Genomic DNA, 26,205 nt, shown 5'->3' with positions numbered 1-26,205 from the left:
CTTCGGACAGGACGGGGGCGAAAGCGCCCGATCATGGGACCATCAGCGGGTGACTGAGTCGATCCAGCGTGCCCGAGCCACCACTGCCTCCTACTCGATCACGATGAGACTGCACACGGGCACCGACCCGGCCGTCATCGGTGAGCTCGCGACGAAGATCGCAGAGAGCGGCGGCATCACGACCGCGCTCGACGTCGTCGACTCGCACCCCGACTCGCTCGTCATCGACCTCACCGCCTCCGCCTCGGACGGCGACCACGCGAGCGAGCTCGTCGCCGCCGTCGAGACGCTCGAGGGCGTCCGCGTCCACAAGGTGTCCGACCTCGTCTTCCTGCTCCACCTCGGCGGCAAGATCAGCGTCGAGTCGAAGGTCAACCTGCGCAACCGCCAGGACCTCGCGATGGCCTACACGCCCGGCGTCGGGCGCGTCAGCATGGCGATCGCCGAGCACCCCGAGGACGCCCGGCGCCTGACCATCAAGGGCAACTCCGTCGCCGTCGTCACCGACGGCACCGCCGTCCTCGGACTCGGCGACATCGGGCCCAAGGCCGCGCTGCCGGTGATGGAGGGCAAGGCCGCCCTGTTCAAGCGGTTCGCCGGCATCGACGCGTGGCCGATCTGCCTCGACACGACCGACGTCGACGAGATCGTCCGGACCGTCGAGCTCATCGCCCCGGGCTTCGGCGGCATCAACCTGGAGGACATCGCGGCGCCGAAGTGCTTCGAGATCGAGGCCAAGCTGCGCGAGCGGCTCGACATCCCGGTCTTCCACGACGACCAGCACGGCACGGCCATCGTCGTGCTCGCCGCGCTGACCAACGCGCTGCGCGTGGTCGGCAAGAAGCTGCCCGAGGCGCGGATCCTCGTGTCCGGCGGCGGCGCGGCCGGGTCGGCCATCGTGCAGCTGCTCCTCGCCGCCGGTGCCGTCGACGTGACCGTCTATGACCGGATCGGCCTGCTCCACCGCGACGACGACCGGCTCACCCCCGCGTGGCGCAACCTCGCGGAGATGACCAACCCCCGCGGCCTCACCGGCGACCTGCGCGCCGGGATCCAGGGCGCCGACGTCTTCATCGGCGTCAGCGCTCCCCGGATCCTCGACCCCGCGTGGATCGACGAGATGGCGCCGAAGCGCGTCGTCTTCGCGCTCGCCAACCCCGACCCCGAGGTCGACATCCACGAGGCGACGAAGCACGCTACCGTCGTCGCGTCCGGCCGGAGCGACTACCCCAACCAGATCAACAACGTGCTCGCCTTCCCCGGCGTCTTCCGCGGCCTGCTCGACGCCCGGGCGCACGACGTGACCACGGAGATGCTCATCAAGGCCGCCGAGGCGATCGCATCGGTCGTCACCGACGAGCAGCTCAACCCGAACTACATCATCCCCAGCGTCTTCCACCCCGACATGAGCAAGACCGTCGCCAAGGCGATCGTCGACTGCGTCGCGAAGGTTCCCGACGCGGAGGAATGAGCCGAGGTGACGTCGTGACGGGAGCGAGTGGGGCGGGCCCAGCGCGGCCGGCACTGAGCTTTGCCCTCGACGGCCGGCGCGCCTGGGCCGTGTGGCTCGCCGCGATCAGCGTCTACGTCCTCGCGGTGTTCCACCGGACCTCGCTCGGCGTGGCCGGCCTGCAGGCGGCCGAACGCTTCGGGATCAGCTCTGCCGAGCTGTCGACCTTCACCATCGTCCAGGTCTTCGTCTATGCGGCCATGCAGCTGCCGGTGGGGGCACTGCTCGACCGGTTCGGCTCGAAGCGGCTGCTCGGCGTCGGGCTGACCCTCGTCACCGTGGCGCAGTTCGCCTTCGCCTTCATCGACTCGTATGCCGCCGCGCTGGCCTGCCGGGTCCTCCTCGGCATGGGCGACTCGATGGTCTTCATCTCGGTGCTGCGGCTGGCTGCGCTGTGGTTCTCTCCCCGGCGGACGCCGATGGTGACGCAGCTGACCGGTCTGCTCGGCCAGCTCGGGGCGCTGGCTGCGGCCGGGCCGCTCGCTGCGGCCCTGTCGACCTTCGGGTGGACGCCGTCGTATGCCGTCGCCTCAGCGCTCGGTGTCGTGACCGGGGTGCTTCTCGTCGCGCTCGTGAAGGACAGCCCCTACACCGACCATCACCGCGAGGAGCTTCGGCTGGCCGCGCTCGCCCGGACGCTGCGCCAGGCCTGGCTGGTGCCGGGCACGCGCCTGGGGCTGTGGACCCACTTCACCTCCCAGTTCGCGGCCAACATGTTCACGATGCTCTGGGGGTTCCCCTTCCTCGTGTCCGGCCAGGGGCTGTCCGCCCAGTCGGCGAGCATCCTGCTCATGGTCATGACGGCCACCTCGATGGCGACGAGCCCGCTCGTCGGGACCCTGGTGATGCGCTATCCGTTCTCGCGCAGCACGCTCGTCATCTGGATCGTGCTGGCGGGCGTGGCCGCCTGGGCGGCGGTGCTGCTGTGGCCCGGACGGGCGCCGCTGTGGCTGCTCGTCGTCCTCGTCATCACCATCGCGGTCGGTGGGCCGGGGTCGATGATCGGCTTCGACATGGCCCGCACGTTCAACCCGCCGACCCGGCTCGGCAGCGCCTCCGGCATCGTCAACACCGGCGGCTTCGTCGCGACCCTGACTGCGGTGGCGCTCGTCGGCGTCGTGCTGGACAAGGTGGCCCCGGCGGGGCCCTCGACGTGGGACACCGACGCGTTCCGCGCCGCGATGGCGATCCAGTTCCCCGTGTGGGGGTTGGGCCTGGCCCAGATCTGGAGATACCGCCGCAAGACCCGGCGGGCGGCCCTCGAGTCGGACCCCGAGGCGTATGCGGCCATGCAGGCGGGCCACAACGTCACCTTCCACTGACGCGGGGTGCCGAGCGCGGGGCTCCGCGCAGCCTCGGCCGGCCTCAGAGCTGGGGGGCGACCCGGTGCGCGATGTCCTCGAGATGGTCGAGGTCGGCCAGGTCCAGCACCTGCAGGTAGATGCGCGACGCCCCGACCTCGGCGAACGCCCCGATCCGGTCGACGATCTCGTCCGCAGACCCGGCCAGGCCATTGGCGCGCAGCTCGTCGACCTCACGGCCGATGGCGTCCGCGCGACGCTTCAGCGTCGCAGCGTCGTCACCCAGCACGACCACCTGCGCCGCGGAGTACACGAGGTCGTCACCGTCACGACCCCGCTCGGCGCAGGCCGCGCGGACTCGTCTGAAGAGCTCGCCCGAAGCCGAAGCCGGCTGGAAAGCGGCGTTGAACTCAGCGGCATACTGCGCGGCGAGGGCGGGGGTCCGTCGCTTCCCGGCGCCACCGATGATGAGCGGCACCCCGCCTTCCTGGACGGGCTTCGTCAGCGCGGGCGAGTCGGCGATGGGGTAGTGAGCGCCGTTGTGGGAGAAGGTCTGTCCGACCGGCGTCTCCCACAGGCCCGTGATGACGGCGAGCTGCTCCTCGAGCCGGTCGAAGCGATCGCCGAGAGCAGGGAAGGGGATGCCGTAGGCCGTGTGCTCCTGCTCGAACCAGCCGGCCCCGAGGCCCAGCTCCACCCGGCCACCGCTCATCTGGTCCACACCGGCCACCTGGACCGACAGGGGCCCGGGCAGCCGGAAGGTCGCCGAGGTCACCAGGGTCCCGAGACGGATCGTGGAGGTGTCTCGGGCCAGCCCCGCCAACGTCGTCCACGCGTCCGTGGGTCCGGGCCCGCCGTCACCGCTCATGTGCAGGTAGTGATCGGAGCGGAAGAAGCCACCGAAGCCGAGATCCTCCGCGGCGCGGGCCACCGCGAGCAGGTCGTCGTAGGTGGCGCCCTGCTGGGGCTCGGTGAAGACACGCAGGTCGATGGTCACGTCACTGGCCAACACGGGTCGCCGGTGAGCGATTCCCGGGCGGGTGGCCGCCGCCGGCTCAGCCGCGTGTGCGGAGGCGGACGTTCGGCAGCTCCGGCGCGGGGAGGGTGTCCGGCCACGCGTCGGGGAAGGCGCCGAACTGCACCCCGCCACGAGCCTCACGCTCGCGCTGCCACCCCTCGCGGAAGCGCACCACCTCGTCGTGCGTGCGACCGATGAAGTTCCACCACATGACGATCTGCTCGCCGAGCGGCGCACCGCCCAGGAGCAGGACTCGCGTCTCCTCGGAGGAGCTGGCCTCGACGGTGATGCGGTCCCGTCCAAGCGGATGGAAGAGGATCTCGCCCGGTTTCGCCGCAGCCCCGCCCGACGTCAGCGTGCCGGTGTCACAGAGGAACCCGTGCTCATGTCGAGGATCGACCTCGATCTCGAGACGTTGCCCGGCGGCGAGGTTGATCTCCGCGCCGACGAGGTCGGAGTACATGGAGACGGGGGACGTCTCGCCGAAGAGGCTGCCGAGGAAGACGAGAACCTTGGCGCCCTCGATCTCGATGGCCGGCGGCGCGTAGTGCTCGAACCCCGGCGAGACGAAGCGATGCTCGTCCGGCAGGGCCACCCACAGTTGGGCGCCATGGAGCATGGTGGTCTCGCCGGTCGAGTACTCCGAGTGGGCGATGCCCGACCCTGCGGTCATGATGTTGAGCTGTCCGGGCCGGACCATCGCGTGGGCGCCGGTCGTGTCACGGTGCTCGATCTCGCCGGTGAAGAGCCAGGACACCGTCTGGAGGCCGGTGTGTGGATGGCCCGGCACCTTCATCCCGCCGGTCTCCGACACGTCGTCCGGACCGTAGTGGTCGACGAAGCACCAGGCGCCGATCAGGGAACGCTCCCGCTGCGGCAGGCTGCGCCGCACCGGCATGGCACGCGGACCGCCGAGGGGCACGTTCCGATAGGGGAGCACGAGCGCCGCTCCGGGGCCGTCGGCCTCGCGCTCGTCGCACACGACCTCTGCTGGGTTCTTCTCCGGGTTGCTCACCTCGACCACGCTAGACCGGTCGGGCAGACTCAGGCCATGCAAACGGACCCGCAGACCGGAGGCGACGTGACCGAGCAGAGCACCGCCGACCCTGTCGTGACGCACAACCCTGACCGGAGCCGCTTCGAGATCGCGGTCGGTGAGACTCGAGCCGGATTCACGGAATACACCGAGCAGCACAGGCGGCGCATCTTCTTCCACACTGAGGTCGACGAGGAGTACTCAGGCCAGGGTCTGGCCGCGATCCTGGTGCGTCAGGCCCTGAACGCGACGCGAGAGCACGGCCTGCGCATCGTCGCCGTCTGCCCCTACGTGGCCAGGTACGTGCAGCAGCACCCGGGCTGGACCGACATCGTGGACGCCGTCGATGCCCCCGCCCTGGATGCCGTCCGTCGAGCGACCCGGTGACCGAGGCGAGCGGGAGCGACCCGCACCGGGACGACCGCCGCTGGCCGCGTTCGGTCTACGGGGAGGGCGACGAGCCCGACCCCCGCTTCAGCCTGGCGAACGAGCGAACCTTCCTCGCGTGGATCCGCACGACGCTGGCCCTGCTGGCCGGCGCGGCCGCCCTCGATGCGCTCGACCTGCCCATGCCGGACAGCGCGCAGCGGCTGATCGCCCTGCTGCTCGCGCTCGTCGCCCTCATGGCCGCGCTCCAGGCCTGGCGAGGGTGGGCCCGCACCGAGCGCGCCATGCGGACCGGGGCGCCGCTCCCGAGCGCGCCGTTCGCGGCCGTCGTCGCTCTTGCCGTCGCAGCGGTCGCGCTGGGCCTCGTCCTCACGGCACTGCTGCGCTCACCATGACGCGCCCACCATCCGGTCCCGACCGCTCGCCGCCCGACCGGCCGCCCCGAGACCCCGGTCTCGCGACGGAGCGGACGGCGCTGTCCTGGCTCCGCACCGGGTTGGCCATCACCGTCGCCGCGCTGTTCGTCGGGCGCGTGGCCGTGACCGGCGTGGGTCTGGGCGCCGTGCTCCCCACCCTGCTCGCGGTCGGGGCCGGGTTGTGGGTCGCGTTCGCCTCACTCCGAGAGCGCAGCTCCCACCGGCGTGACCGGCCCACCCTTCACGACGGTGCCCTGCCGGCCCTCGTCACCGGCGCGCTGGTGCTGGTCAGCCTCGTCGAAATCGTGTCCGCCATCGTGACCTGAGTCACCGGTCGCCACACCGGAGCCATGCCCTAGAGTACGCAGCGTCACGTCGGGCCACCGACGGGAAACGCGTTCGGCCAGTGCCGGTCCGCATGGGTGTCGACCGGTCCCACGAATATGCATGCTGCATGGATCAGGAGTTCGATGTCTTCCCTAACAGCGGCGGAGATCGCCGTCACCGGCAGTGACCAAGGAATCGTCATAGGCGTCGCGGTCGTCGCGCTCGTGGCCCTCGTCATCGCCTTCGTGCTGCGTGCCGGTGTGCTCGCAGCCGGCCAGGGCACGCCCAAGATGCAGGAGATCTCGGCGGCGGTGCAGGAGGGTGCAGCGGCCTACCTGGCCCGGCAGTTCCGCACGCTCGGCATCTTCGTCGTCATCGTCTTCGTGCTCTTGTTCGCGCTGCCCGCCACCACCACGAGTGAGCGGATCGGCCGGTCCATCTTCTTCCTCCTCGGGGCCGCCTTCTCGGCCTCGATCGGCTACTTCGGCATGTGGCTCGCGACGCGCGCCAACGTCCGTGTCGCCGCCGCCGCCAACGGCGAGGGCGGGCGCGAGAAGGCCATGCAGGTCGCCTTCCGCACCGGCGGGGCCGTCGGCATGGCGACCACCGGTCTGGGCCTGCTCGGTGCAGCGGTCGTCGTCCTCGTCTACGCCGGCGAGGCACCCAAGGTCCTCGAGGGCTTCGGCTTCGGTGCCGCGATGCTCGCCATGTTCATGCGTGTCGGTGGCGGCATCTTCACCAAGGCGGCCGACGTCGGCGCTGACCTCGTCGGCAAGGTCGAGCAGGGCATTCCCGAGGACGACCCCCGCAACGCTGCGACGATCGCGGACAACGTGGGCGACAACGTCGGTGACTGCGCCGGCATGGCGGCCGACCTCTTCGAGTCCTACGCCGTCACGCTCGTCGCCTCGCTCATCCTCGGCAGCTCGGCCTTCGGCACGAAGGGTCTGATCTTCCCGCTCATCGTTCCCGCCATCGGTGTCCTCACCGCCATCGTCGGCGTCTACATCACGCGGGCACGGGTCGGCGAGCCGGGTCTCGTCACGATCAACCGGTCGTTCTACATCTCGGCAGTCATCTCGGCCGTGCTCTCCGGGGTGGCGGCGTTCACCTACCTGCCGTCGACCTTCGGTGAGCTCGGCGTCGACGCCGTCGCCGGCCAGGACGGCAACCCGGCTCTCATCGCGACCGTCGCGGTCATCATCGGCATCGTCCTCGCCGCGATCATCCTCTGGCTGACCGGCTACTTCACCGGCACCGAGACGAACCCGACGCAGGGCGTCGCCCGCTCGTCCCTCACCGGTGCGGCCACGGTCATCCTCGGCGGCATCTCGGTCGGCTTCGAGTCGGCGGTCTACACGGCGCTCGTCATCGGCGCGGCCGTCTACGGGGCGTTCGTGCTCTCCGGCTCGGTCATCGTCTCGCTCTTCGCCGTCGCGCTCGCCGGCTGTGGCCTCCTCACCACCGTCGGTGTCATCGTCGCGATGGACACCTTCGGCCCGGTCTCCGACAACGCCCAGGGCGTCGCGGAGATGAGTGGCGAGGTCTCCGACGAGGGTGCCGCGATCCTCACCGAGCTCGACGCGGTCGGCAACACGACGAAGGCCATCACCAAGGGCATCGCCATCGCCACGGCCGTGCTCGCCGCGACCGCGCTCTTCGGTTCCTACTCCGACGCGATCGGCACTGCGCTGGCCGAGGCGGGCGAGGCTGCCGGTGGCTTCTTCGTCGCCAACGTCGTCTCCCCGGAGACGCTCGTCGGCATGCTCATCGGTGCCTCGGTGGTCTTCCTCTTCTCCGGCCTGGCCGTCAACGCCGTCGCTCGTGCGGCGGGCGCTGTCGTCATGGAGGTCCGTCGCCAGTTCCGCGACATCCCCGGCATCATGGAGGGCACCGGCAAGCCGGAGTACGGCAAGGTCGTCGACATCGTCACCCGCGACTCGCTGCGCGAGCTGGCCACGCCGGGTCTCCTCGCGGTCTTCGCGCCCATCGCCGTCGGCTTCGGTCTCGGCGTCGGCCCGCTGGCGGGCTACCTCGCCGGCACCATCGCCACGGGCACCCTGATGGCCGTCTTCCTCGCCAACTCGGGTGGGGCCTGGGACAACGCCAAGAAGATCGTCGAGGACGGCGTCCACGGCGGCAAGGGCTCACCGGCCCACGAGGCCACCGTCATCGGCGACACCGTCGGCGACCCGTTCAAGGACACCGCCGGTCCGGCGATCAACCCGCTGCTCAAGGTGATGAACCTCGTCTCGCTGCTCATCGCCCCTGCAGTGGTGACGCTGTCGGTCGGCGACTCGGCGAACGACGCCATCCGCTACGCGATCGCGCTGGTGGCCGTCGCCATCATCGTCGGTGCGGTGCTCGTCTCGAAGCGCCGCGAGTCGTCGCTGCACAGCGAGCCCGTGCCCGCGGAGAAGCAGCCGGTCTGACCGGCCCGTCTCAGACAGCAAATGCCGCCCACTCCGTCGGAGTGGGCGGCATTTCGCTTCGCGGGGCGTCCGGGCGCCGCTCGGGGTGAGCAGCCGGTCGGCGGTCAGTGCGGGGTGGTCGGCGCCCAACGATGCGTCGTGTGGCCCTCGTCGGAGGCCCGCTGGATGGCCTCGGTCACGATCCGCTCGGCGGTCGCCCGGTCACCCCAGTCGGCCGCGGCGACGTGCTTGCCGGCCTCGAGGTCCTTGTAGCGCTCGAAGAAGTGCTTGATCTCGTCGAGCTTGTGGGGCTGGACGTCCCTGACGTCCTGCAGGTTGTCCATGCGGGGGTCGACCGGCACGCACAGCACCTTGTCGTCGCCGCCGGCCTCGTCCTCCATGTGGAAGACGCCGATCGGGCGGGCGTGGATGATGACGCCCGGGAAGGTGGGCTCCGGCATCATGACGATCGCGTCGAGCGGGTCGCCGTCCTCGCCGAGGCTGTGCTCGATGTAGCCGTAGTCGCCGGGGTAGGCCATCGACGTGTAGAGGAAGCGATCAAGCCGGATCCGCCCCGTCTCGTGGTCGACCTCGTACTTGTTGCGTGATCCCTTGGGGATCTCGATGGTGACGTCGAAGTCCACGACTGCGCCCTTTCTGGCTCACCCCGGGACGGTCCGCGGGGCCGGTCCTGACAGAATCTTGGGGAACAGTGTCGCGTAGCAGGCACGGATCCGAAAAACGCAGCCATCTCGCGGACATGAAGGGGCCTGGTCGTGAAGCGGTTGACCGCGGCGCTGACGGCGTCTGCCGTGCTCGTCCTGGGCTACCTGGGGCTGGACATCGCGGACCGGGCCCCGGGGTTCCTCACGACCCGCCCGGTCCCGCCTCCGCCGCCGACCGAGACGCCGGGCACCCGCACGCTGCCGGTCGTCCCGCAGCCGTCACCGTCCACATCGGCCCGTATGCCGCTGGGCTCGCTTGCGGGGGAGAGCGCCGCTCCCAGCCCGGCTGGGGTCCGTCGCGCCCTGGCCAAGGTGGTGACGTTGCCCGCGCTCGCCGATGCGGCGCTGGTGGTCCGCGACGGACAGTCGGGGGAGGTGCTGTTCGACGAGCGTGGCGCAGAGCTGCGGATCCCGGCCTCGACCACGAAGCTGCTCACGGCCGCGGCTGTAGGTCAGGTGTTCGACCCCGAGGCGACACTCACGACCAGAGTCGTCCAGGGGACTGCCGCGGACGAGATCGTGCTCGTGGCCGGCGGGGACTCGTTGCTCGCACCCGGCAAGGGTGACCCGCGTGCCGTCTCGGGGCGCGCCGGCCTCGGGGACCTCGCGGACCAGGTCTCCGCAGCCCTGGAGCAGGCAGGCACCAGGGCAGTGACCCTGCACGTCGACGAGTCGTACGCCCCCGGGCCCCGGCTCGCGCCGACGTGGGGCGAGAGCTTCCGTGGCCTCGGCATCACCGGCGCGGTCGGCATGCTCGGGCTGAGCTCGCAGCGCGCCACCCCGGGCGACGCCGGGCCGGCCGACCCGGTCGGGGCGACGGCGCAGGCCCTCGCAGCGCTGCTGGAGGAGCGCGGCCTCACGGTCGAGCTGGGCAAGCGGACCACCACCGGACCGGCGGCAGGCCCCACCGCTACGGGCTCGACCAGCGCCACGGGCACCCCGGCTCCTGGCGTGCAGCTCCTCGGCTCGGTGGAGTCGGCCCCGATCAGGGACCAGCTGGCTCTGGCGCTGACCGAGTCGGACAACGCCCTGACCGAGATCCTGGCTCGTCAGGCCGCCTTCCGGGCCGGTGCGGGCACCGACTTCCGCGATGTGGGCGCCTGGGTCGTCGAGCAGATCGGCGCGCTCGGCATCGACACTGAGGGCGTCACGCTGTCCGACGCGAGCGGCCTGTCGCGCGAGAACCGCGTTACGGCCACCCTGCTGACCGACGTGCTCGCCCTGGGCTACGCCGGTTCGCACCCGGTGTTGCGTACCGCGCTGGACGGCATGCCGATCGGTGGGCTGACCGGGACTCTGGCAGACCGCTTCGACACCGACACCACCGACGACGCAGCCGGGCGAGCCCGCGCCAAGACCGGCACCCTGACCGGGGCCAACGCGCTCGCCGGGTCGGTGGTCGACGACGACGGACGACTGCTCGTCTATGCGGGCCTCGTCGCCGGCGCGCCGACGCTGGAGGCACGGGCGGCCCTGGACCGCTTCGTCGCAGCCATCGCTGCCTGCGGCTGTCGATAGCGGCGTCGGGGCCGGTCAGGCGACGGTCTGCCGGCTCGGCACCTGAAGCCCGGCGTAGTGAGCCGCAATCTGCGGCACGTCGAAGAAGTGGTCCCGGTTGCGCACCGCCTTCCAACGCCGGAAGTCCAAGGCCATGATGAACGTCCCGGTGAGGACGTGGCCGTCCACGCTCCTGGCCACCGCTGCCCACTCGACGAAGGCCTTGAACGTCCCCGTGGGTGACCACGGATGGTCAATGGCCACGCCCTGCACCGTGAGCCTCATCGACGCGTTGTGGGCGAAGATGGCTCGCATGATCTCGGTGGCCGCGCTCCGCCCGCGCCACTCGCCGGCCATCGGCGTCCCCGGCGGGAACTCGAGGACGAAGTCGTCGGGCCACAGGGCTGCGAGGCGGTCGGCGTCGCGGGCCTCGAAGGCCTCGGCCACCTTGGCCATCCGTTTGCGCCAGAACCATTGCACGAACACTGCTCGCTCCTCTCGGCGACCCTGCTCAGTGCACCGATCGTGCGGACGCCCTCTGCGGCGCGCCAGAGTCAGAAGTCCCGCAGAACGGTGACGGTTCGAGGTGGGCCACGACCACTGGGAGTCGGTTTGCACCTCGAACGGGCGGGTGAGTTCGGGCAGCGGGTACGAGAGGGGGAACGTTCCGGACAGAGCGGGCGTTGGTTGGGGCAGTGGCCCCGTCATCGATGAAAGGCCAGGCATGACCGACAGCGCCAGGGGCTCCGCCACGGAGCCCGCACCTGACCCGAAGCACGACCCGGACCGCCTGGACACCCAGCCACCCACGGCGCCGGGCGCCGCGCCGGGAGCCAGCTCAGCGGCATACGTCGACTACGAGTTCGCGAAGTGGACGGGGCGCACGGTCGTCAAGCCCGGCCCGCAGGTGACGAGCGACGAGGCCGACGAGATCGTCGCCGACCTTCGGGCGGCCGCGGCGGAGGCACAGGAGCCGGTCGCGACGACCAGTCGCCTCCACGCCCCGGAGGACGCGCCGCCACCCCTCATCGTGGACCGGGCGGGCTGGATCAGCGCCAACGTCGACTCCTTCAAGGCGATGATCGACCCGGTCGTCGACAAGCTGCTGGCCAAGCGCAAGGGACCGGAGAGCGCGGCTGCCCAGGCGATCGGCAGCAAGGTCACCGGCGCCGAGATGGGCGGCCTGCTCGCCTACCTGTCGAGCAAGATCCTCGGGCAGTACGACCTTGCTCCCGGAGGCACCCCCCGACTGCTCCTCGTCGCCCCCAACGTCGTCGAGGTCGAGCGCAAGCTCGACGTGAGCCCCCGGGACTTCCGGCGCTGGGTCGCGATGCACGAGGAGACCCACCGCGTGCAGTTCACCGCGGTCCCGTGGCTGCGCGAGCACCTGATCGCCGCGTCGCAGGCGCTCGCGGTCGACCTCGCTCCGACGCCCGAGGAGGTGGGGCAGCGGCTCGACCAGCTCGCCCGGAACCTGCCCGGGGTGATCTCCTCGGGTGAGGGCCTCGGACAGCTCTTCGCCACGCCCGAGCAGAAGGCGCGGATCGCCGAGCTCACCGCCGTGATGTCCCTGCTCGAGGGCCACGCGGATGTCGTCATGGACGACGTCGGCCCGAGCGTCATCCCGACGGTCGACGAGATCCGGCGCAAGTTCAACGCTCGACGCAGCGGCGCCGTCGGCCTCGACCGGCTGCTGCGCAAGCTGCTCGGCATCGAGGCCAAGATGCGCCAGTACCGCGACGGAGCAGTCTTCGTCCGCGCGGTCACCGACCAGGTCGGCAGGGAGGGGTTCAACGCCGTGTGGTCGGCTCCCGATACCCTGCCGAAGCCGACCGAGATCCTCGACCCCGACGCGTGGGTGCGCCGGGTCCACGGCTGACACAGGAGGCCTTGACCAGATGACCGGACCGGACCCGGCGGTCGCAGCCACCCGCCTCGCGGTGCGTCAGCACTTCGCCGACGTTCCCGAAGGAGGCCTCGTCCTCGTCGCCTGCTCGGGGGGCACCGACTCGCTCGCGCTCGCTGCCGCACTGGCCTTCGAGGCTCCTCGCGGGGGTCTGCGCGCAGGCGCCGTGGTCGTCGACCATGGCCTGCAGGAGGACTCCGACGTCGTCGCCGAGCGGGCAGCGCGCACCTGCCGCGACCTGGGTCTCGACCCCGTCGAGGTCGCGCGGGCCGAGGTCCGGATCACCGGGTCCGGGCTCGAGGCCGACGCCCGCGCAGCCCGCTACGAGGCGATCGATGCGGTGGCCGACCGGGTCGGGGCCAGCCAGGTCCTGCTCGGCCACACGCGGGACGACCAGGCCGAGCAGGTGCTGCTGGGCCTCTCGCGGGGATCGGGCGCCCGCTCCCTGAGCGGTATGCCGCTGCGCCGGGGGAGGTTCGTCCGGCCCCTGCTCGCCCTGCCGCGGGCGACGACGCGAGCCGCCTGCGAGGCGCTGGGCATCGAGCCCTGGCACGACCCGCACAACGCCGACCCCTCCTTCCGCCGGGTCCGCGCGCGCCGGCTGCTCGAGGCGCTCGAAGGCGATCTCGGGCCAGGTTTCGGGGCGGCCCTCGCCCGGTCGGCCGACCTGCTGCGAGAGGACGCCGACTACCTCGAGAGCCTGGCCATCCGCGCCCGCGAGGACCTCCCGGCGACGGCGGGGGACCCTGGCGTGGACCTGCAGGCGCTCGCCGCGCTGCCGCGGGCCATCCGCACCCGGGTGTGGCGCATCCTGTCCGCCGAGGCGGGCGCGCCGATCTCGGACGTGACCGCCGCCCACGTCGAGTCGCTCGACGCCCTGTTGACCTCATGGCACGGGCAGGGGCCGCTCCACGTGCCGGGGGGCATCGCCGTGTCCCGCACCGGTGACTCGATCCGGTTCAGCCCGATCCGCGAGACCGCGGACACCCACTGAGCTCCGGGCAGTGGGGACACCCCCGTCGCGTGGGGTTGAATAGTGCCGCACGGCCAACCCTCACCACCACCACTCCAAGGAGCCTTCGTGGACCGCGAGCACATGGCAGCTGACCTGGCCCAGGTCCTCCTCACCGAGGAGCAGATCCAGACCCGCCTCGCGGAGCTGGCCGCGGACATCTGGAGGGACTACGAGGGCAAGGACCTGCTCCTCGTCGGCGTTCTCAAGGGCGCCGTCGTCGTCATGGCCGACCTGATGCGGGCCCTGCCGGGCACGGCCCCGATGGACTGGATGGCCGTGTCGTCGTACGGCTCGGGCACCAAGAGCTCCGGCGTGGTGCGGATCCTCAAGGACCTCGACGCCGACATCACCGGCAAGGACGTCCTCATCGTCGAGGACATCATCGACTCCGGCCTCACGCTCTCGTGGATCAAGGCCAACCTCGAGTCACGCAGCCCCGCCTCGGTGGAGATCTGCACGCTGCTGCGCAAGCCGGACGTCGTCAAGGTGGACATCCCCGTCAAGTACGTCGGCTTCGACATCCCCAACGAGTTCGTCGTCGGCTACGGCCTGGACTACGACGAGCGTTATCGCAACCTGCGTTGCGTCGGCACGCTCGCGCCGCACGTCTACGCCTGACCCGCCGGATGACGTTCTCGATCGTCGCCCGGTTGGGCGAGGCCTACGGCGTGGCCGTGGCGAGCAAGTTCCTGGCCGTGGGCGCGGTGGTGCCCGGCGCGCGCATCGGCGTCGGCGCCGTCGCGACCCAGTCGTGGGCGCGGGTCGCCTACATCCCCGAGCTGCTGGCCCGGCTCGAGGCCGGCGAGCCGGCGGATTCTGCCCTGGAGTCGGTGACGGCGATGGACCCGGGCGGAGCGACGCGACAGGTGGGAGTCGTGGGCCGCGAGTCGGTGGCGACCTTCACCGGGGACGAGTGCATCCCGTGGTGCGGGGGCGTGGCCAGGTCCTCCGACGACGGGGAGTCCGCCTACGCGATCCAGGGCAACATCCTCGTGGGTCCCGAGGTCGTCGACGAGATGGAGCGGGCCTGGCTCGCGTCGGCCGGGTCGACCTTGCCGCAACGCCTGCTCGCAGCGCTCGTCGCTGGGGACGCCGCCGGCGGTGACTCGCGCGGCCGGCAGAGCGCCGCAATCTACGCCGTCGAGCCCGGTGCGGGCTACGACCGCAGCGGCGTTGCAGCCGACCTGCGCGTCGACGACCACGCCGACCCGGTCACGGAGCTGAGCCGTCTGCTCGACGAGTGGGAGATGTACTTCGGGCGGCCCGAGGGGGTGCAGCCGCTCGAGGGTGAGCTGGCCGCCGAGGTCGGGCGGCTCCTGGAGCGGCTCGGTCACGCGCCGGCCGCGGGTGAGGGAGCCGCTGGTGTGGAGGCTGCCCTGGCAGCGTGGGCAGGCGAGGTGAACTACGAGGCCCGCCTTGCGCCCGGCGGGATCGACCGCCGCGTCCTGCAGGCTCTCCGCGAAACGGCAGGCGCCCCACCCTCCTGAGAGTCGGTGGGCTGGTTGGGCACAGGGGGCCGTGATGCGGAACACTGGGAGTTCGCCGAACGTTGATCGCGTGCACACCACGGTGCACTCACACTGACGAGCAGGAGGACCGGGGCCGCCAGGCCTCGCACGTACATGGACGCAAAGCGGATTCTGCGCACCCCCCTGGTGTGGATCATGGTCCTCATCAGCGCGCTCGTCTTCGGCATGATGTTCTCGGATGCCGGTGCCCCGCGCATCGACACGTCCGAGGCGATGAAGCAGATCACCTCTGGCAATGTCGAGTCGGCCAAGCTGCTCAACAACGAGCGCATGGAGCTGACGCTCAAGACGCCCTACACCTCGGCCGACAAGACGGTCCAGGACGCCAAGACCGTCTTCGCCTTCTACGTCGAGGCCCGTGGTGACGACGTCGTCGAGGCGCTCAACAAGCACATGCCGCCCAACAACTACACCGACTTCATCGAGGAGCCCAGCTGGATCGGCACGCTGCTCGTCTCGATCCTGCCGATCATCATCATCCTTGCGCTCTTCTGGTTCCTGATGGGGCAGATGCAGGGCGGCGGCAACCGGGTCATGCAGTTCGGCAAGTCCCGGGCCAAGCTCGCCTCCAAGGACACTCCGAAGGTGACGTTCGCCGACGTCGCCGGCTGCGACGAGGCGATCGAGGAGCTCCAGGAGATCAAGGAGTTCCTCCAGGAGCCGTCGAAGTTCCTCGCGGTGGGCGCGAAGATCCCCAAGGGCGTGCTGCTCTACGGCCAGCCCGGCACCGGCAAGACCCTGCTCGCCCGCGCAGTGGCCGGTGAGGCCGGCGTCCCGTTCTACTCGATCTCCGGCTCGGACTTCGTCGAGATGTTCGTCGGTGTCGGTGCCAGCCGCGTCCGCGACCTCTTCGAGCAGGCCAAGGCCAACGCGCCGGCCATCGTCTTCGTCGACGAGATCGACGCCGTCGGCCGGCACCGTGGAGCCGGCCTCGGCGGGGGCCACGACGAGCGCGAGCAGACCCTCAACCAGCTGCTCGTCGAGATGGACGGCTTCGACGTCAAGACCAACGTCATCCTCATCGCCGCGACGAACCGTCCCGACATCCTCGACCCCGCCCTGCTGCGACCTGGCCGTTTCGACCGGCAGATCGCCGTCGAGGCGCCGGACATGATCGGCCGCCACCGCATCCTCGAGGTGCACAGCCAGGGCAAGCCGATGGCCGACGACGTCGACCTGCTCGCTGTCGCGCGCCGCACGCCGGGCTTCACCGGCGCCGACCTCGCGAACGTCCTCAACGAGGCGGCCCTGCTGACGGCCCGCAGCGACCGCAAGATCATCGACAACAAGTCTCTCGACGAGGCGATTGACCGGGTCATCGCCGGCCCGCAGAAGCGCAGCCGCATCATGTCGGCCAAGGAGCGCAAGATCACCGCCTACCACGAGGGCGGTCACGCCCTCGTCGCCGCCGCGCTGAACCACACCGATCCGGTGACCAAGGTGACGATCCTGCCGCGCGGCCGCGCTCTCGGCTACACGATGGTCATGCCGGTCGACGACAAGTACTCGACCACGCGCAACGAGATCCTCGACCAGCTGGCCTACGCCCTGGGCGGCCGCGTCGCCGAGGAGATCGTCTTCCACGAGCCGACCACCGGTGCCTCCAACGACATCGAGAAGGCCACGAGCATGGCCCGCAAGATGGTCACCGAGTACGGCATGAGCGAGCGGATCGGCGCGATCAAGCTGGGCCAGAGCCAGGGCGAGGTCTTCCTCGGCCGCGACTACGGCCACCAGCGCGACTACTCCGAGGAGATCGCGGGCGTCGTCGACGAGGAGGTCCGCAAGCTGATCGAGAACGCCCATGACGAGGCCTACGAGGCGATCAACACCAACCGCGACGTCCTCGACCGTCTGGTGCTCGAGCTGCTCGAGAAGGAGACCCTGAACCAGGCCGAGATCGCGCGCGTCTTCCACGACATCGTCAAGCTGTCGATGCGTCCGACCTGGTTGTCGTCCCAGGCCCGGGTGCCCGGTGACCGGCCGCCCGTGCTCACTCCTGCCGAGGTCGCGGCGCAGCAGAACGGCCACCTGGCCCCGCCGACGGCGCCGGACCCGGAGCTCGAGGAGAAGATCGACGAGGCGGCGTCCGTCGGCGCCCACCCGCTCGCCGAGGAGCACCCGCCGGTGGCAGTCGTGGAGGTCCCCGACGACCGGCCGGTGAACCCCGACGAGAAGGCCTGATCGATGGCGATCGACGTGGCGCGGGCCGAGGCTGCCGTCCGCGAGCTGCTGCTCGCGATCGGCGAGGACCCGGAGCGTGACGGCCTCGTGGAAACGCCGGCGCGCGTGGCGCGGTCCTACGCGGAGGTCTTCGCCGGGCTGGACATGAGGGCGGAGGACGTCCTCGACAAGACGTTCGAGATCGAGCACGACGAGCTCATCATCGTGCGGGACATCGAGCTCTACTCCACGTGCGAGCACCACCTGGTGCCCTTCCACGGCGTCGCCCACGTCGGCTACATCCCGGGCAAGGACGGGCGGGTCACCGGCCTGTCCAAGCTGGCCAGGCTCGTCGAGGTCTTTGCCCGCCGCCCGCAGGTCCAGGAGCGACTGACCACCCAGATCGCCGACGCCCTCGTCGAGCACCTCGAGGTCCAGGGGGTCATCGTGGTGATCCAGGCGGAGCACCTGTGCATGTCCATGCGCGGCATCCGCAAGCCGGGAGCCTCGACCATCACCTCCGCAGTGCGTGGCCAGCTGCGCAACCCGGCCACTCGAGCAGAGGCCATGGCGCTCATGCTCGAGGGCAACAAGTGACCTCCCGGGCCTGCTCGACGACAGAATGGCGGTCATGATCGCTTCCGAAGCCGCAGCGCTCGCGGCCGCCGCTCTCGTCACCGAGCGTGACCGCACCCTCGTCATGGGCGTCGTCAACGTCACCCCCGACTCGTTCTCGGACGGGGGTGTCTGGTTCGAGCCCGAGGCGGCCCTCGCCCATGGGCGGGAAGTGCTGGCGGCCGGCGCCGACATCGTCGACGTCGGGGGCGAGTCGACCCGGCCGGGCGCGGACCGACCCTCCGTCGAGGAGGAGCTGCGCCGGGTGCTGCCGGTCATCCGGGATCTGGCCGAGCAGGGCGCCGTCGTCTCCATCGACACCATGCGGGCTGACGTGGCAGCCGCGGCCCTGGAGGCCGGCGCGGGGATCATCAACGACGTCTCCGGCGGGCTGGCCGACCCCGAGATGGTCCCGTTGGCCGTCGAGGCCGGGGTGCCGTTCATCGCCATGCACTGGCGCGGCCACAGCGCCGACATGCAGTCACTCGCCGTCTATGACGACGTCGTCGCGGAGGTGTCCCGTGAGCTCGCCGCCCGTCGGGACGAGCTGCTGGGTGCCGGGATGAGCCCGGACCTGCTCGTCCTCGACCCGGGGCTGGGCTTCTCCAAGACCGCCGAGCACAACTGGGCGCTGATGGCCGCGTTGCCGGAGTTCCACGAGCTGGGGCACCCGGTCCTGCTCGGTGCCTCGCGCAAGACGTTCCTCGGCCGGGTCGGCCTGGCCCCCGGCGAGCCGCCGCGGCCCCCGGCCGAGCGCGACCTCGAGACGACCGTGACCTCGGTCATGGCTGCCATGGCCGGCCTGTGGTGTGTCCGGGTCCATGACGTGGCGTCCACGGTGCGGGTGCTGTCGGTCGTCGGTGCAGCGCTCGACCACCTGCAGACCCCAGACACGTCCGCGGCGGGCTCTTCGTGAGCGACGCCATCGTTCTCCAGGGCGTGACGGCCCGTGGTCACCACGGAGTCCTCGAGTCGGAGAAACGAGACGGGCAGACCTTCGTCGTCGACGTGCACCTCACGCTCGACCTCGCGCCGGCCGGCCGCAGCGACGACCTCGCCGCGACGGTGAACTACGCGGAGGTCGCCTCCCTCGTCGTGGCACGCATCGCCGGACCCTCCTTCGACCTCATCGAGCGCCTGGCCGAGGTCATCGCGGACGACGTGCTCGCCTTCGACCGCGTCGACGAGGTCGAGGTCGTGGTGCACAAGCCGGAAGCTCCGGTGGGCCATCCCTTCAGCGACGTCCAGGTCCGGATCCGCAGGAGCCAGGGTCCGCGCGCCGTCATCGCGCTCGGGTCCAACCTCGGTGACCGGGGCCAGACCCTCTCGCTCGCGGTGGACGCTCTCCGTGAGCTGCCCGGCTTCACCGTGACCTCCGTGTCGCCGCTCGTCGAGACCGAGCCCGTCGGCGGTCCCGACCAGCCGCCCTACCTCAACGCCGTGGTGATCGGGCGAGCGCGCCTCGGACCCCGCGAGCTGCTCGAGGCCCTGCACCGCATCGAGGCCGCCCACGGGCGAACCCGCGAGGTGCGGTGGGGCGCCCGCACCCTGGACCTCGATCTGATCCAGTTCGGCTCGCCCGGCTCGGTGGACGAGGTCGTGAGCACGGACGAGTCACTCACTCTCCCGCATCCGCGGGCGGGGGAGCGCGCCTTCGTCCTGGTGCCCTGGGCCGCGGTCGACCCGCACGCGCGCCTGCGGCTGGGACCCGGCGACGAACGCATCCGTCCCGTTCGGGAGCTGCTCGGCGGGCTCGACCAGTCCGGGGTCGGCCCCGGACCCGAATGGGGGCAGCCGTGAAGCGGCACTCCGGCATCCGCGTGACGACCCTGGCTTTGACCGGGCTCGTGGTGCTCGTGCTCGCCTGGCTGGTGATGCGCTGGGTCGAGGGGGCCACCGGCAACATTCCCGACCCGGGCTGGGTCGGTGCAGCCGCCATGCTCTTCCTCGGCGGTGGCGTGCTCGTGGCCGGTTGGCAGGTCCGGAAGTTCCGGGACGGCACCCCTTCCCCGTCGATGACGGCACTGCGCGCGGCCCGGACCCTGGTGCTCGGCCAGGCCGCGGCCCTGACCGGCGCAGCCCTCACCGGGTGGTACGCCGCCATCGTGCTCGTCCTGCTGCCCGACGCGGACGTCGAGTCCCAGCGCAGCCGGCTGTGGCCCTTCGCCCTCCACGTCGTCGTGGCTCTCGCGCTGGCCGTCGCCGGCATGGTCGTCCAGCGGTGGTGCCGCGTCCGACCTCGGGACGAGGGCGACGAGGACGAGGTGCCCCACCTGGACGGCCACGCTCGGGACCGTTGATGCAACGAACCCGCTGGCTCAGGGGTCTCCGAGACATGGCGTTTCCCACGCGCGGCCGCCGGCTGCGAACTCTCGTCCTGCTCACCGTCCCGCTCGGGCTGGCCCTCAGCGCCTGCGGCGAGGTCGAGTCGCCCGCCCCCGCCTCCACTGGTTCGACCCTGTCCACGCCGGGTGCCCCCGTCGACCTTCCCGCCGGCCCCTCGGCCACGACGGCTCCGTCCGAGCCGGCGCCACCGTCCTTCGTCGACCGGGCGAAGATCGTCGCCGAGGCCGTCCGCAGGGCTGGGGTGCCGCAGCAGCCGGAGGGCCCGGTGCTGCTGGGGTCCTGGGTCGTTGACCTGGGCTTCGAGACCGATGCCCAGAAGGTCGCGTGGGCCGCAGGCCGGGTGACGCTCGACAGCGGCGTCCCGAAGGACGAGATCGGCGTCTCGACGATGACCCTGCCCGACGGGACGGAGCGTCCGGTCGACGTGATCACGCCGGATGAGTCGCTGGCCAGGGCCCTTCAGGACGCCACCGGTGACTGCACGGGCGTTGCGTCCGACGAGTGCCGGCTCACGCTCACTGACGCCGAACTCACCACGGCGCGAGTGCCCACGACGGAGGGCGAGGCCAGGGTCCCGGCGTGGTCCTTCACCGTCCAGGGGATGGCCCGGCCGATCGTCATCGTCGCCACGGCGCCCGGGATCCTGGAGCCGCCCGCACAGCAGCCGGCCCCGCTGCCGTCCCTGCCCGCAGCCGAGCCCGGGCTCAGCTCGGCCGACGCCCTGTCGGCGGTCTCCGGGCGGACCATCACCGTGCAGCTCGGCCATGGGGCCTGCGACCGCGACCTGACGGGGCACGCGGTCGAGTTCCCCGACCTCGTCGTCGTCGGGGGCACGTTCACGCCGCCCGACCCGGGCACGATGTGCACGATGCAGTACCTGCTGTCCCCGACGGTCCTGCAGCTCGCCGAGCCACTGGGGGAGCGGGTCGTCATCGACATCGCCTCCGGCGCCCCGCGGTTCCTGGGGATGCCGGTCTCCTGAGGGCGGTCAGGGCGTGCTGGTGCTCGCGTCTGGCGCGGTGGACTCGTCGACCAGGGAGACGGTCGAGGTCCTCGACGTGGTCTTTGACGTGGTCTCTGACGTGGTCTTTGACGGGGTCGTCGAGGACGTCGTCGAGTCCTCCGACGGGCCGGTCGGGATCGACGGGGCCGTCGCCCCCCGGTTGGGGCGAGGGGGCGGGATGGTGTCCACGAGGTCCTCGTCCGAGCAGGCCGCCGTGCCACCGACCGCGGCCAGCACCAGGGCAACGAGAAGGGCGCGCAGCGTGAGCCGGCGGGCGCGCGTGAGCGAGCCCAGCGGCATACGGGACCTCACTTGTCGACGTCGCCGACGACGAAGAACATCGACCCGAGGATCGAGACCATGTCGGAGATGAGCTGCCCGGGCAGCATCTCCGTCAGGACGGCGACGTTGTTGAACGAGGCGGAGCGCAGCTTGAGCCGCCACGGCGTCTTGTCCCCGCGCGAGACGAGGAAGTAGCCGTTGAAGCCGAGCGGGTTCTCGGTCGCGCAGTAGATCTCGCCCTCGGGGACCTTGAGGACCTTGGGCAGCTTGACGTTGATCGGGCCCGGCTGGAGCTGGATCAGCCGGTCCAGGCAGGCCTCGGCGATGTCGAGGCTGACCCGGGTCTGCTCGAGCAGCACCTCGAGGCGGGCGAGCGAGTCGCCGGCCTCCCGAGTGACCACCCGGCCGGGACCGTTGGGCCCGAACAGCTCGCCGTAGGCGAGGTAGGGGGCGTCTCGACGCAGGTCGACGTCGACGCCGCTGGCGCGGGCGATCGGGCCGGACACGCCGTAGGACAGGGCGGTCTCCCGCGCCAGGACGCCGACGCCCTTGGTGCGGGCCTCGAGGATCTCGTTGCCGACGAGGAGGTGCTCGAGCGACGGCAGCCGCTTGCGGACGTTGACGATCGCCTTGTCGACCCGACCGAGCCAGCCGGCGGGCAGGTCCTCCTTGAGACCGCCGACGCGGTTGAACATGTAGTGCATCCGCCCGCCGGAGACCTCCTCGAGGACGGCCTGGAGCTCCTCGCGCTCGCGGAACGCGTAGAAGACCGGCGTGATGGCGCCGAGCTCGAGCGGGTAGCTGCCGAGGAACATCAGGTGGCTGAGGACGCGGTTGAGCTCGGCGAGCGCCGTGCGGGCCCACACTGCGCGCTCGGGGACCTCCATGCCGAGCATCTGCTCGACGCCGAGCACGACGCCGAGCTCGTTGGAGAACGCGCTCAGCCAGTCGTGCCGGTTGGCCAGCACGACGATCTGCCGGTAGTCGCGGACCTCGAAGAGCTTCTCGGCGCCGCGGTGCATGTAGCCGATGATCGGCTCAGCGGTGACGATCCGCTCGCCGTCGACGACGATGCGCAGCCGGAGGACGCCGTGTGTCGCGGGGTGCTGGGGGCCGATGTTGAGGACCATGTCGGCCGTTGCGAGCCCTCCGGCGCCGACCCCGACGGTGAGGGCGCGTTGACGCGAGGAACGGTGTGACACGGCGGTCTCGGTCATGTGGTCGAGTATGCCGTGTCCCCCCTCGCTTCGAGAGGGTGGTGTCGGCCGAGTCTCAGTGATCCTCGTCGCCGCCCGGGGCGCCGCTCAGGACTGCCGACGTCGCATTCGGACCAGCACGAAGGCGATCAGGCCGAGGGCAATGGCCGTGCCGGCCGCGGTGAGGAGGACGGGGACCAGCTGCGAGTCCTTGGCGGCCTCTGCCTCGGGGTCCTCCGGCGCGGCGACGGGGGCCGACGGCCCCACTGTCGCCGTCGACCCGTCGAGCCCGGTGAGCGCGAAGAACCGGAACGAACCCGTGAGCGGGTGCCCGTCCTCGGACGTCACGCGGTAGGCCACGGTGTAGTCGCCCGCGGGAGCTGCGGACGAGAGGGCCTGACGGACCTCCCGCCCCTCGATGACGGCGGCCCCCTGAGCCACGTTGCCGGTCGGGCCGGTGACGACGACCTGCAGGCCGATCTCGAGGGGTTCCTGGCTGAACACCAGCACGACCTCCGCCGGCACCTGCTCGACCGAGGTGCCCTCGCCCGGTGTCGTCTTCTCGAGGACGTCATGTGCGCTGGCCGTGCTGGGGAAGGCCATGATCGCCGCAGCCGCGAAGCCGATGGTCACCCCCGCGGACGTGCTGAGGGCAAGGAGGACCGTGACGAGCCGACGCATGCCCTCAGGGTATGTCCGGCGCCCCGACCCGCTTCAGCGCCCACCAGAAGTCCCCGAACCCGCCCGGCCTGATGAGCTCCGCCTCCGCGGCGGACCGCTCCAGCGCGCGGAGGTAGGCCATCGGGTCCCGGATCGCCAGGGCATGGTCCGGTGTCGCACCGCGAACCCCGAGGCTCCGGAGCAGCTCGCGCTGAGTGGTGACCAGGTCCGCGTCCAGGCTGTCCATCGCCACGTGGGCGGTGATGTCGCAGCTGCCGTCGGGCACCGGCTCGGTCTGGGTCCCGGACCGATAGGCCGTCAGGGTGCCCCTGGGCGGGCGAGCCTCGCGGACGTGCCCGTAGTCGACGGCGACGAGCAGCCCGGACTCCACGCGCGCCACCAGATCTGCCCATGCACCGTCTCTGGCCCGGCCGACCTCGACGCGGTCGCCCGGTGCTGCGGCGGGCCAGTGCTCCCCGACCCAGGCCAGGTCGGCGGCCGGCAGGCCGTCGCCGAGCTGCTCGCCGCCGCTGGCGGGATCGACGAGAACCTCGCGCAGCCGCCCCGACTCGTCGACCTCGGCGACGACACAGGGCACGACATCCAGCCACTCGTGCCCGATGACGAGCGCGTGGGACAGGCCCACGAGGCCGCTCGGGAGCCCTGCGCCCCCCGGTGACTCGAGCCAGTCCACTCGGGGGTCGAGACCGTCGGGGCGTGCCACCACGTCGACCGCGAGAACGGCCGTCACCGGGTCGACCACGTCGGCCAGGTGGGTCGCCAGCTCACCTCGCCCCGCTCCGACGTCGACGACGAGCGCGGGCGGCGTCACTCCGCGCTCCCGGTGCCACAGGTCCAGCAGGGCCTGCGCGAGCACCGCCCCGGTCACCCCGTGGGTCGCGGTCGTGAAGTGCGCCGAGGGTCCACCGCGGGCGACGTAGAAACCCAGCCCAGCGGCATACAACGCGCTCTGCCACGCCTGACGCCAGGGAACGGGATCCACGGTCACGGACTCTAGGCGATACGGTGCGGTGAGTGACCACTCCGCAGGATCGCCCCGCCCGTTTCGACGTCGGGATCGTGGGCGCCGGCCGCGTCGGCGCCGTGCTCGGCGCGGCGCTGCGCAGGGCGGGGCACCACGTCACCGGCGTCTCCGCCGTCAGTGAGCAGAGCCGGGAGCGCGCGGCGGCCCTGCTGCCCGGGGTGCCGGTGCGGCCGATCCCCGAGGTGGTCGCCGGCGCCCACCTCGTCGTGCTCGCCATCCCGGACGACGCGCTGGTCGAGCTCATCGCGGGCCTCGCAGCGACGGCGACCTTCACGCCCGGGCAGCTGGTCCTGCACACGTCGGGGGCCCACGGCATCGCCGTCTTCGAGGCGGCGGCCGAGCGGGACATCGTGCCCCTCGCGCTGCACCCGGCGATGACGTTCACGGGGACGGCGGTCGACATCGAGCGACTCCAGGACTGCTGCTTCGGCGTCACGACGGTCGACATGGCGCGCCCCCTGGCCGAGGCGCTCGTCATCGAGATGGGCGGCGACCCCGTGTGGGTGCCGGAGGAGGAGCGGCTGACCTACCACGCGGCCCTCGCCCACGGTGCGAACCACCTGGTGACCCTCGTCAGCCAGGCGATGGACCTGTTGCGCTCGACCGGTATCGAGGAGCCGGCCCGAGTGCTGGAGCCGCTCCTGTCGGCGGCCCTGGCCAACACGCTGCAACAGGGTGACGCAGCCCTCACCGGACCGGTCGCCCGAGGAGATGCCGGTACCGTTGCCGGGCACGTGGCGCTGCTCCGGGACGTCGCCCCCGACATCCGACCGACCTATCTGGCGCTCGCCCGCGCTACCGCACAACGAGCACTGCTCAGCGGCAGGTTGAAGCCGTCAGCCGCCGAGCCGCTGCTCGATCTGCTCGCCGACGAGGAGGACAAGTCGTGACCACGCAACCAACGGACGGCCCCGTCGTGGCCCGCACCCGCGACGAGCTGCGCACGGCCCGCGCGGCCCTCGACGACGGCGACGTCGCCGTCGTCATGACGATGGGCGCTCTCCACGACGGCCACGCCACGCTGATCCGACGGGCCCGCGAGACCCACGCCCACGTCATCGTGACGATCTTCCTCAACCCGCTCCAGTTCGGGCCGAAGGAGGACCTGTCCCGCTACCCGCGCACCTTCGACTCCGACCTCGAGATCTGCTCCGCGGCCGGCGTCGACCTCGTGTTCGCGCCCACCCCGGACGTCATCTACCCCGAGGGAGACCCCGGGGTGCGTGTCTCCGCCGGGCCTTTGGGCGACGTCCTCGAGGGCCAGTCCCGGCCGGGCCACTTCGACGGCATGCTCACCGTCGTCGCCAAGCTCATGCACCTGACCCGGTGCACCTCCGCCTACTTCGGCCAGAAGGATGCGCAGCAGCTGCTCCTGATCCGCAGGATGGTGCGGGATCTCGACTTCCCGGTCCGCGTCGTGTCGGTGCCCACGGTGCGTGAGCCCGACGGCCTGGCGATGTCGAGCCGCAACACCTACCTCACCGCCTCCGACCGGGAGACGGCGCTGTGCCTCTCCCGCGCCCTCCGGGCCGGGGCCGGCGCCGCCATCGAGGGTCCCTCAGCGATCCGACGCGCGGCCCGCGAGGTCCTCGTCCACGAGCCGCTCGCCCTCGTCGACTACCTCGTCCTCGTCCACCCGGAGACCTTGCAGGACGTGCCCGAGTGGTATCGCGGCGAGGCGCTCCTGGCGGTCGCCGGGCGCGTCGGCACGACCCGCCTCATCGACAACCTGCCCGTCATGGTCGGCCCCGGCGGCGGGCCCCTCGAGACCTTCACCCACGACTGACCCTCCCGGCACGACCGAAGGACTGAGCCAC

Annotated in this window: 27 protein-coding genes; 19 read left to right on the top strand and 8 right to left on the bottom strand. The window is 71.3% G+C overall.

Annotation, left to right across the window (positions count from 1 at the left end; translation table 11 throughout):
- The first annotated feature begins 49 nt into the window (after positions 1-49).
- Together OO014_RS03285 and OO014_RS03280 are read left to right on the top strand one after the other, a co-directional pair.
- The gene (locus OO014_RS03285) at positions 50-1,471 is read left to right on the top strand and encodes an NAD-dependent malic enzyme (RefSeq protein ID WP_272460841.1); all 1,422 of its coding nucleotides are present in this window, start codon (positions 50-52) and stop codon (positions 1,469-1,471) included.
- Between the two features lie 14 nt (positions 1,472-1,485).
- Entirely contained in the window at positions 1,486-2,832 is a 1,347-nt protein-coding gene (locus OO014_RS03280) for an MFS transporter (protein ID WP_272460840.1), read from the top strand.
- Positions 2,833-2,875: 43 nt separating this feature from the next.
- On the opposite strand, the gene OO014_RS03275 is transcribed toward OO014_RS03280, so the two are convergent.
- Both OO014_RS03275 and OO014_RS03270 read right to left on the bottom strand, forming a co-directional pair.
- Positions 2,876-3,802 carry an LLM class F420-dependent oxidoreductase gene (locus tag OO014_RS03275; RefSeq protein WP_272460861.1) on the bottom strand — a complete coding sequence of 309 codons (927 nt, stop codon included), beginning with the start codon at positions 3,800-3,802 and terminating at the stop codon, positions 2,876-2,878.
- 64 nt (positions 3,803-3,866) lie between these two features.
- Positions 3,867-4,844: a pirin family protein gene (locus tag OO014_RS03270; protein ID WP_272460839.1), complete on the bottom strand. Its 978-nt coding sequence runs from the start codon at positions 4,842-4,844 to the stop codon at positions 3,867-3,869.
- 36 nt (positions 4,845-4,880) lie between these two features.
- On the opposite strand from OO014_RS03270, the gene OO014_RS03265 reads away from it, so the two are divergent.
- The 4 genes from OO014_RS03265 (at position 4,881) to OO014_RS03250 (ending at position 8,427) form a co-directional block, all read left to right on the top strand.
- Positions 4,881-5,252 carry a GNAT family N-acetyltransferase gene (locus OO014_RS03265; protein ID WP_272460838.1) on the top strand — a complete coding sequence of 124 codons (372 nt, stop codon included), beginning with the start codon at positions 4,881-4,883 and terminating at the stop codon, positions 5,250-5,252.
- On the top strand, positions 5,249-5,647 hold the full coding sequence (locus OO014_RS03260) for a YidH family protein (protein ID WP_272460837.1): 399 nt from the start codon (positions 5,249-5,251) through the stop codon (positions 5,645-5,647). Before OO014_RS03265 ends, OO014_RS03260 begins: the two co-directional genes overlap by 4 nt.
- The gene (locus tag OO014_RS03255) at positions 5,644-5,994 is read left to right on the top strand and encodes a DUF202 domain-containing protein (protein ID WP_272460836.1); all 351 of its coding nucleotides are present in this window, start codon (positions 5,644-5,646) and stop codon (positions 5,992-5,994) included. Before OO014_RS03260 ends, OO014_RS03255 begins: the two co-directional genes overlap by 4 nt.
- 144 nt (positions 5,995-6,138) lie before the next feature.
- Positions 6,139-8,427, top strand: a complete 2,289-nt coding sequence (locus OO014_RS03250) for a sodium-translocating pyrophosphatase (RefSeq protein ID WP_272460835.1) — start codon at positions 6,139-6,141, stop codon at positions 8,425-8,427.
- 104 nt (positions 8,428-8,531) lie between these two features.
- Here OO014_RS03250 and OO014_RS03245 read toward each other — a convergent pair whose 3' ends face one another.
- Entirely contained in the window at positions 8,532-9,050 is a 519-nt protein-coding gene (locus OO014_RS03245) for an inorganic diphosphatase (RefSeq protein WP_272460834.1), read from the bottom strand.
- A gap of 132 nt (positions 9,051-9,182) precedes the next feature.
- On the opposite strand from OO014_RS03245, the gene OO014_RS03240 reads away from it, so the two are divergent.
- Positions 9,183-10,649 (top strand): D-alanyl-D-alanine carboxypeptidase/D-alanyl-D-alanine-endopeptidase, encoded by a 1,467-nt coding sequence (locus tag OO014_RS03240; protein ID WP_272460833.1) that lies wholly within the window; start codon positions 9,183-9,185, stop codon positions 10,647-10,649.
- 15 nt (positions 10,650-10,664) lie between these two features.
- Here the strand turns inward: OO014_RS03240 and OO014_RS03235 are convergent, their stop codons facing one another.
- Positions 10,665-11,114 carry a nuclear transport factor 2 family protein gene (locus OO014_RS03235; RefSeq protein WP_272460832.1) on the bottom strand — a complete coding sequence of 150 codons (450 nt, stop codon included), beginning with the start codon at positions 11,112-11,114 and terminating at the stop codon, positions 10,665-10,667.
- A gap of 238 nt (positions 11,115-11,352) precedes the next feature.
- Here OO014_RS03235 and OO014_RS03230 point away from each other — a divergent pair, with 238 nt between their 5' ends.
- From OO014_RS03230 to OO014_RS03185, 10 genes are all read left to right on the top strand, one after another.
- Complete coding sequence (locus tag OO014_RS03230; RefSeq protein ID WP_272460831.1) at positions 11,353-12,507, top strand: zinc-dependent metalloprotease; 1,155 nt, start codon at positions 11,353-11,355, stop codon at positions 12,505-12,507.
- A 19-nt stretch (positions 12,508-12,526) separates the two neighbouring features.
- On the top strand, positions 12,527-13,528 hold the full coding sequence (gene tilS / locus OO014_RS03225) for a tRNA lysidine(34) synthetase TilS (RefSeq protein ID WP_272460830.1): 1,002 nt from the start codon (positions 12,527-12,529) through the stop codon (positions 13,526-13,528).
- Between the two features lie 87 nt (positions 13,529-13,615).
- Positions 13,616-14,167: a hypoxanthine phosphoribosyltransferase gene (gene hpt, locus OO014_RS03220; RefSeq protein ID WP_272460829.1), complete on the top strand. Its 552-nt coding sequence runs from the start codon at positions 13,616-13,618 to the stop codon at positions 14,165-14,167.
- An 8-nt stretch (positions 14,168-14,175) separates the two neighbouring features.
- Positions 14,176-15,036, top strand: a complete 861-nt coding sequence (locus OO014_RS03215) for a DUF1028 domain-containing protein (protein ID WP_272460828.1) — start codon at positions 14,176-14,178, stop codon at positions 15,034-15,036.
- A gap of 135 nt (positions 15,037-15,171) precedes the next feature.
- Complete coding sequence (gene ftsH / locus OO014_RS03210; RefSeq protein WP_272460827.1) at positions 15,172-17,262, top strand: ATP-dependent zinc metalloprotease FtsH; 2,091 nt, start codon at positions 15,172-15,174, stop codon at positions 17,260-17,262.
- Positions 17,263-17,265: 3 nt separating this feature from the next.
- Positions 17,266-17,838, top strand: a complete 573-nt coding sequence (gene folE / locus OO014_RS03205; RefSeq protein WP_272460826.1) for a GTP cyclohydrolase I FolE — start codon at positions 17,266-17,268, stop codon at positions 17,836-17,838.
- 34 nt (positions 17,839-17,872) lie between these two features.
- Positions 17,873-18,772, top strand: coding sequence for a dihydropteroate synthase (folP, locus tag OO014_RS03200; RefSeq protein ID WP_272460825.1), 900 nt, complete (start codon positions 17,873-17,875; stop codon positions 18,770-18,772).
- Positions 18,769-19,656, top strand: a complete 888-nt coding sequence (folK, locus tag OO014_RS03195; RefSeq protein WP_272460824.1) for a 2-amino-4-hydroxy-6-hydroxymethyldihydropteridine diphosphokinase — start codon at positions 18,769-18,771, stop codon at positions 19,654-19,656. Before folP ends, folK begins: the two co-directional genes overlap by 4 nt.
- Entirely contained in the window at positions 19,653-20,156 is a 504-nt protein-coding gene (locus tag OO014_RS03190) for a DUF3180 domain-containing protein (protein WP_272460823.1), read from the top strand. Before folK ends, OO014_RS03190 begins: the two co-directional genes overlap by 4 nt.
- A gap of 35 nt (positions 20,157-20,191) precedes the next feature.
- Positions 20,192-21,184, top strand: a complete 993-nt coding sequence (locus tag OO014_RS03185; protein WP_272460822.1) for a hypothetical protein — start codon at positions 20,192-20,194, stop codon at positions 21,182-21,184.
- Between the two features lie 6 nt (positions 21,185-21,190).
- Here the strand turns inward: OO014_RS03185 and OO014_RS03180 are convergent, their stop codons facing one another.
- The 4 genes from OO014_RS03180 to OO014_RS03165 all read right to left on the bottom strand — a co-directional run bounded on the left by OO014_RS03180 (position 21,191) and on the right by OO014_RS03165 (position 24,346).
- On the bottom strand, positions 21,191-21,505 hold the full coding sequence (locus OO014_RS03180) for a hypothetical protein (RefSeq protein WP_272460821.1): 315 nt from the start codon (positions 21,503-21,505) through the stop codon (positions 21,191-21,193).
- Between the two features lie 8 nt (positions 21,506-21,513).
- Positions 21,514-22,704, bottom strand: coding sequence for an NADH-quinone oxidoreductase subunit D (locus OO014_RS03175; protein ID WP_272460820.1), 1,191 nt, complete (start codon positions 22,702-22,704; stop codon positions 21,514-21,516).
- Positions 22,705-22,791: 87 nt separating this feature from the next.
- The gene (locus OO014_RS03170; RefSeq protein ID WP_272460819.1) at positions 22,792-23,364 is read right to left on the bottom strand and encodes a copper resistance CopC family protein; all 573 of its coding nucleotides are present in this window, start codon (positions 23,362-23,364) and stop codon (positions 22,792-22,794) included.
- Between the two features lie 4 nt (positions 23,365-23,368).
- Positions 23,369-24,346 (bottom strand): SAM-dependent methyltransferase, encoded by a 978-nt coding sequence (locus OO014_RS03165; RefSeq protein WP_272460818.1) that lies wholly within the window; start codon positions 24,344-24,346, stop codon positions 23,369-23,371.
- Positions 24,347-24,378: 32 nt separating this feature from the next.
- On the opposite strand from OO014_RS03165, the gene OO014_RS03160 reads away from it, so the two are divergent.
- Together OO014_RS03160 and panC are read left to right on the top strand one after the other, a co-directional pair.
- A complete protein-coding gene (locus OO014_RS03160; protein ID WP_272460817.1) occupies positions 24,379-25,278 on the top strand; it encodes a Rossmann-like and DUF2520 domain-containing protein in 900 nt (299 codons plus the stop codon).
- Positions 25,275-26,174 carry a pantoate--beta-alanine ligase gene (panC, locus tag OO014_RS03155; protein WP_272460816.1) on the top strand — a complete coding sequence of 300 codons (900 nt, stop codon included), beginning with the start codon at positions 25,275-25,277 and terminating at the stop codon, positions 26,172-26,174. The genes OO014_RS03160 and panC overlap by 4 nt, the downstream gene beginning before the upstream one ends.
- The last annotated feature ends 31 nt before the right edge of the window (positions 26,175-26,205 follow it).

The sequence above is a fragment of the Intrasporangium calvum genome, from assembly GCF_028446585.1.
Classification (GTDB): Bacteria; Actinomycetota; Actinomycetes; order Actinomycetales; family Dermatophilaceae; genus Intrasporangium; species Intrasporangium calvum_A.
Note: the sequence above shows the minus strand (reverse complement) of the source record. Positions and strands in the feature narration are given on the sequence as shown.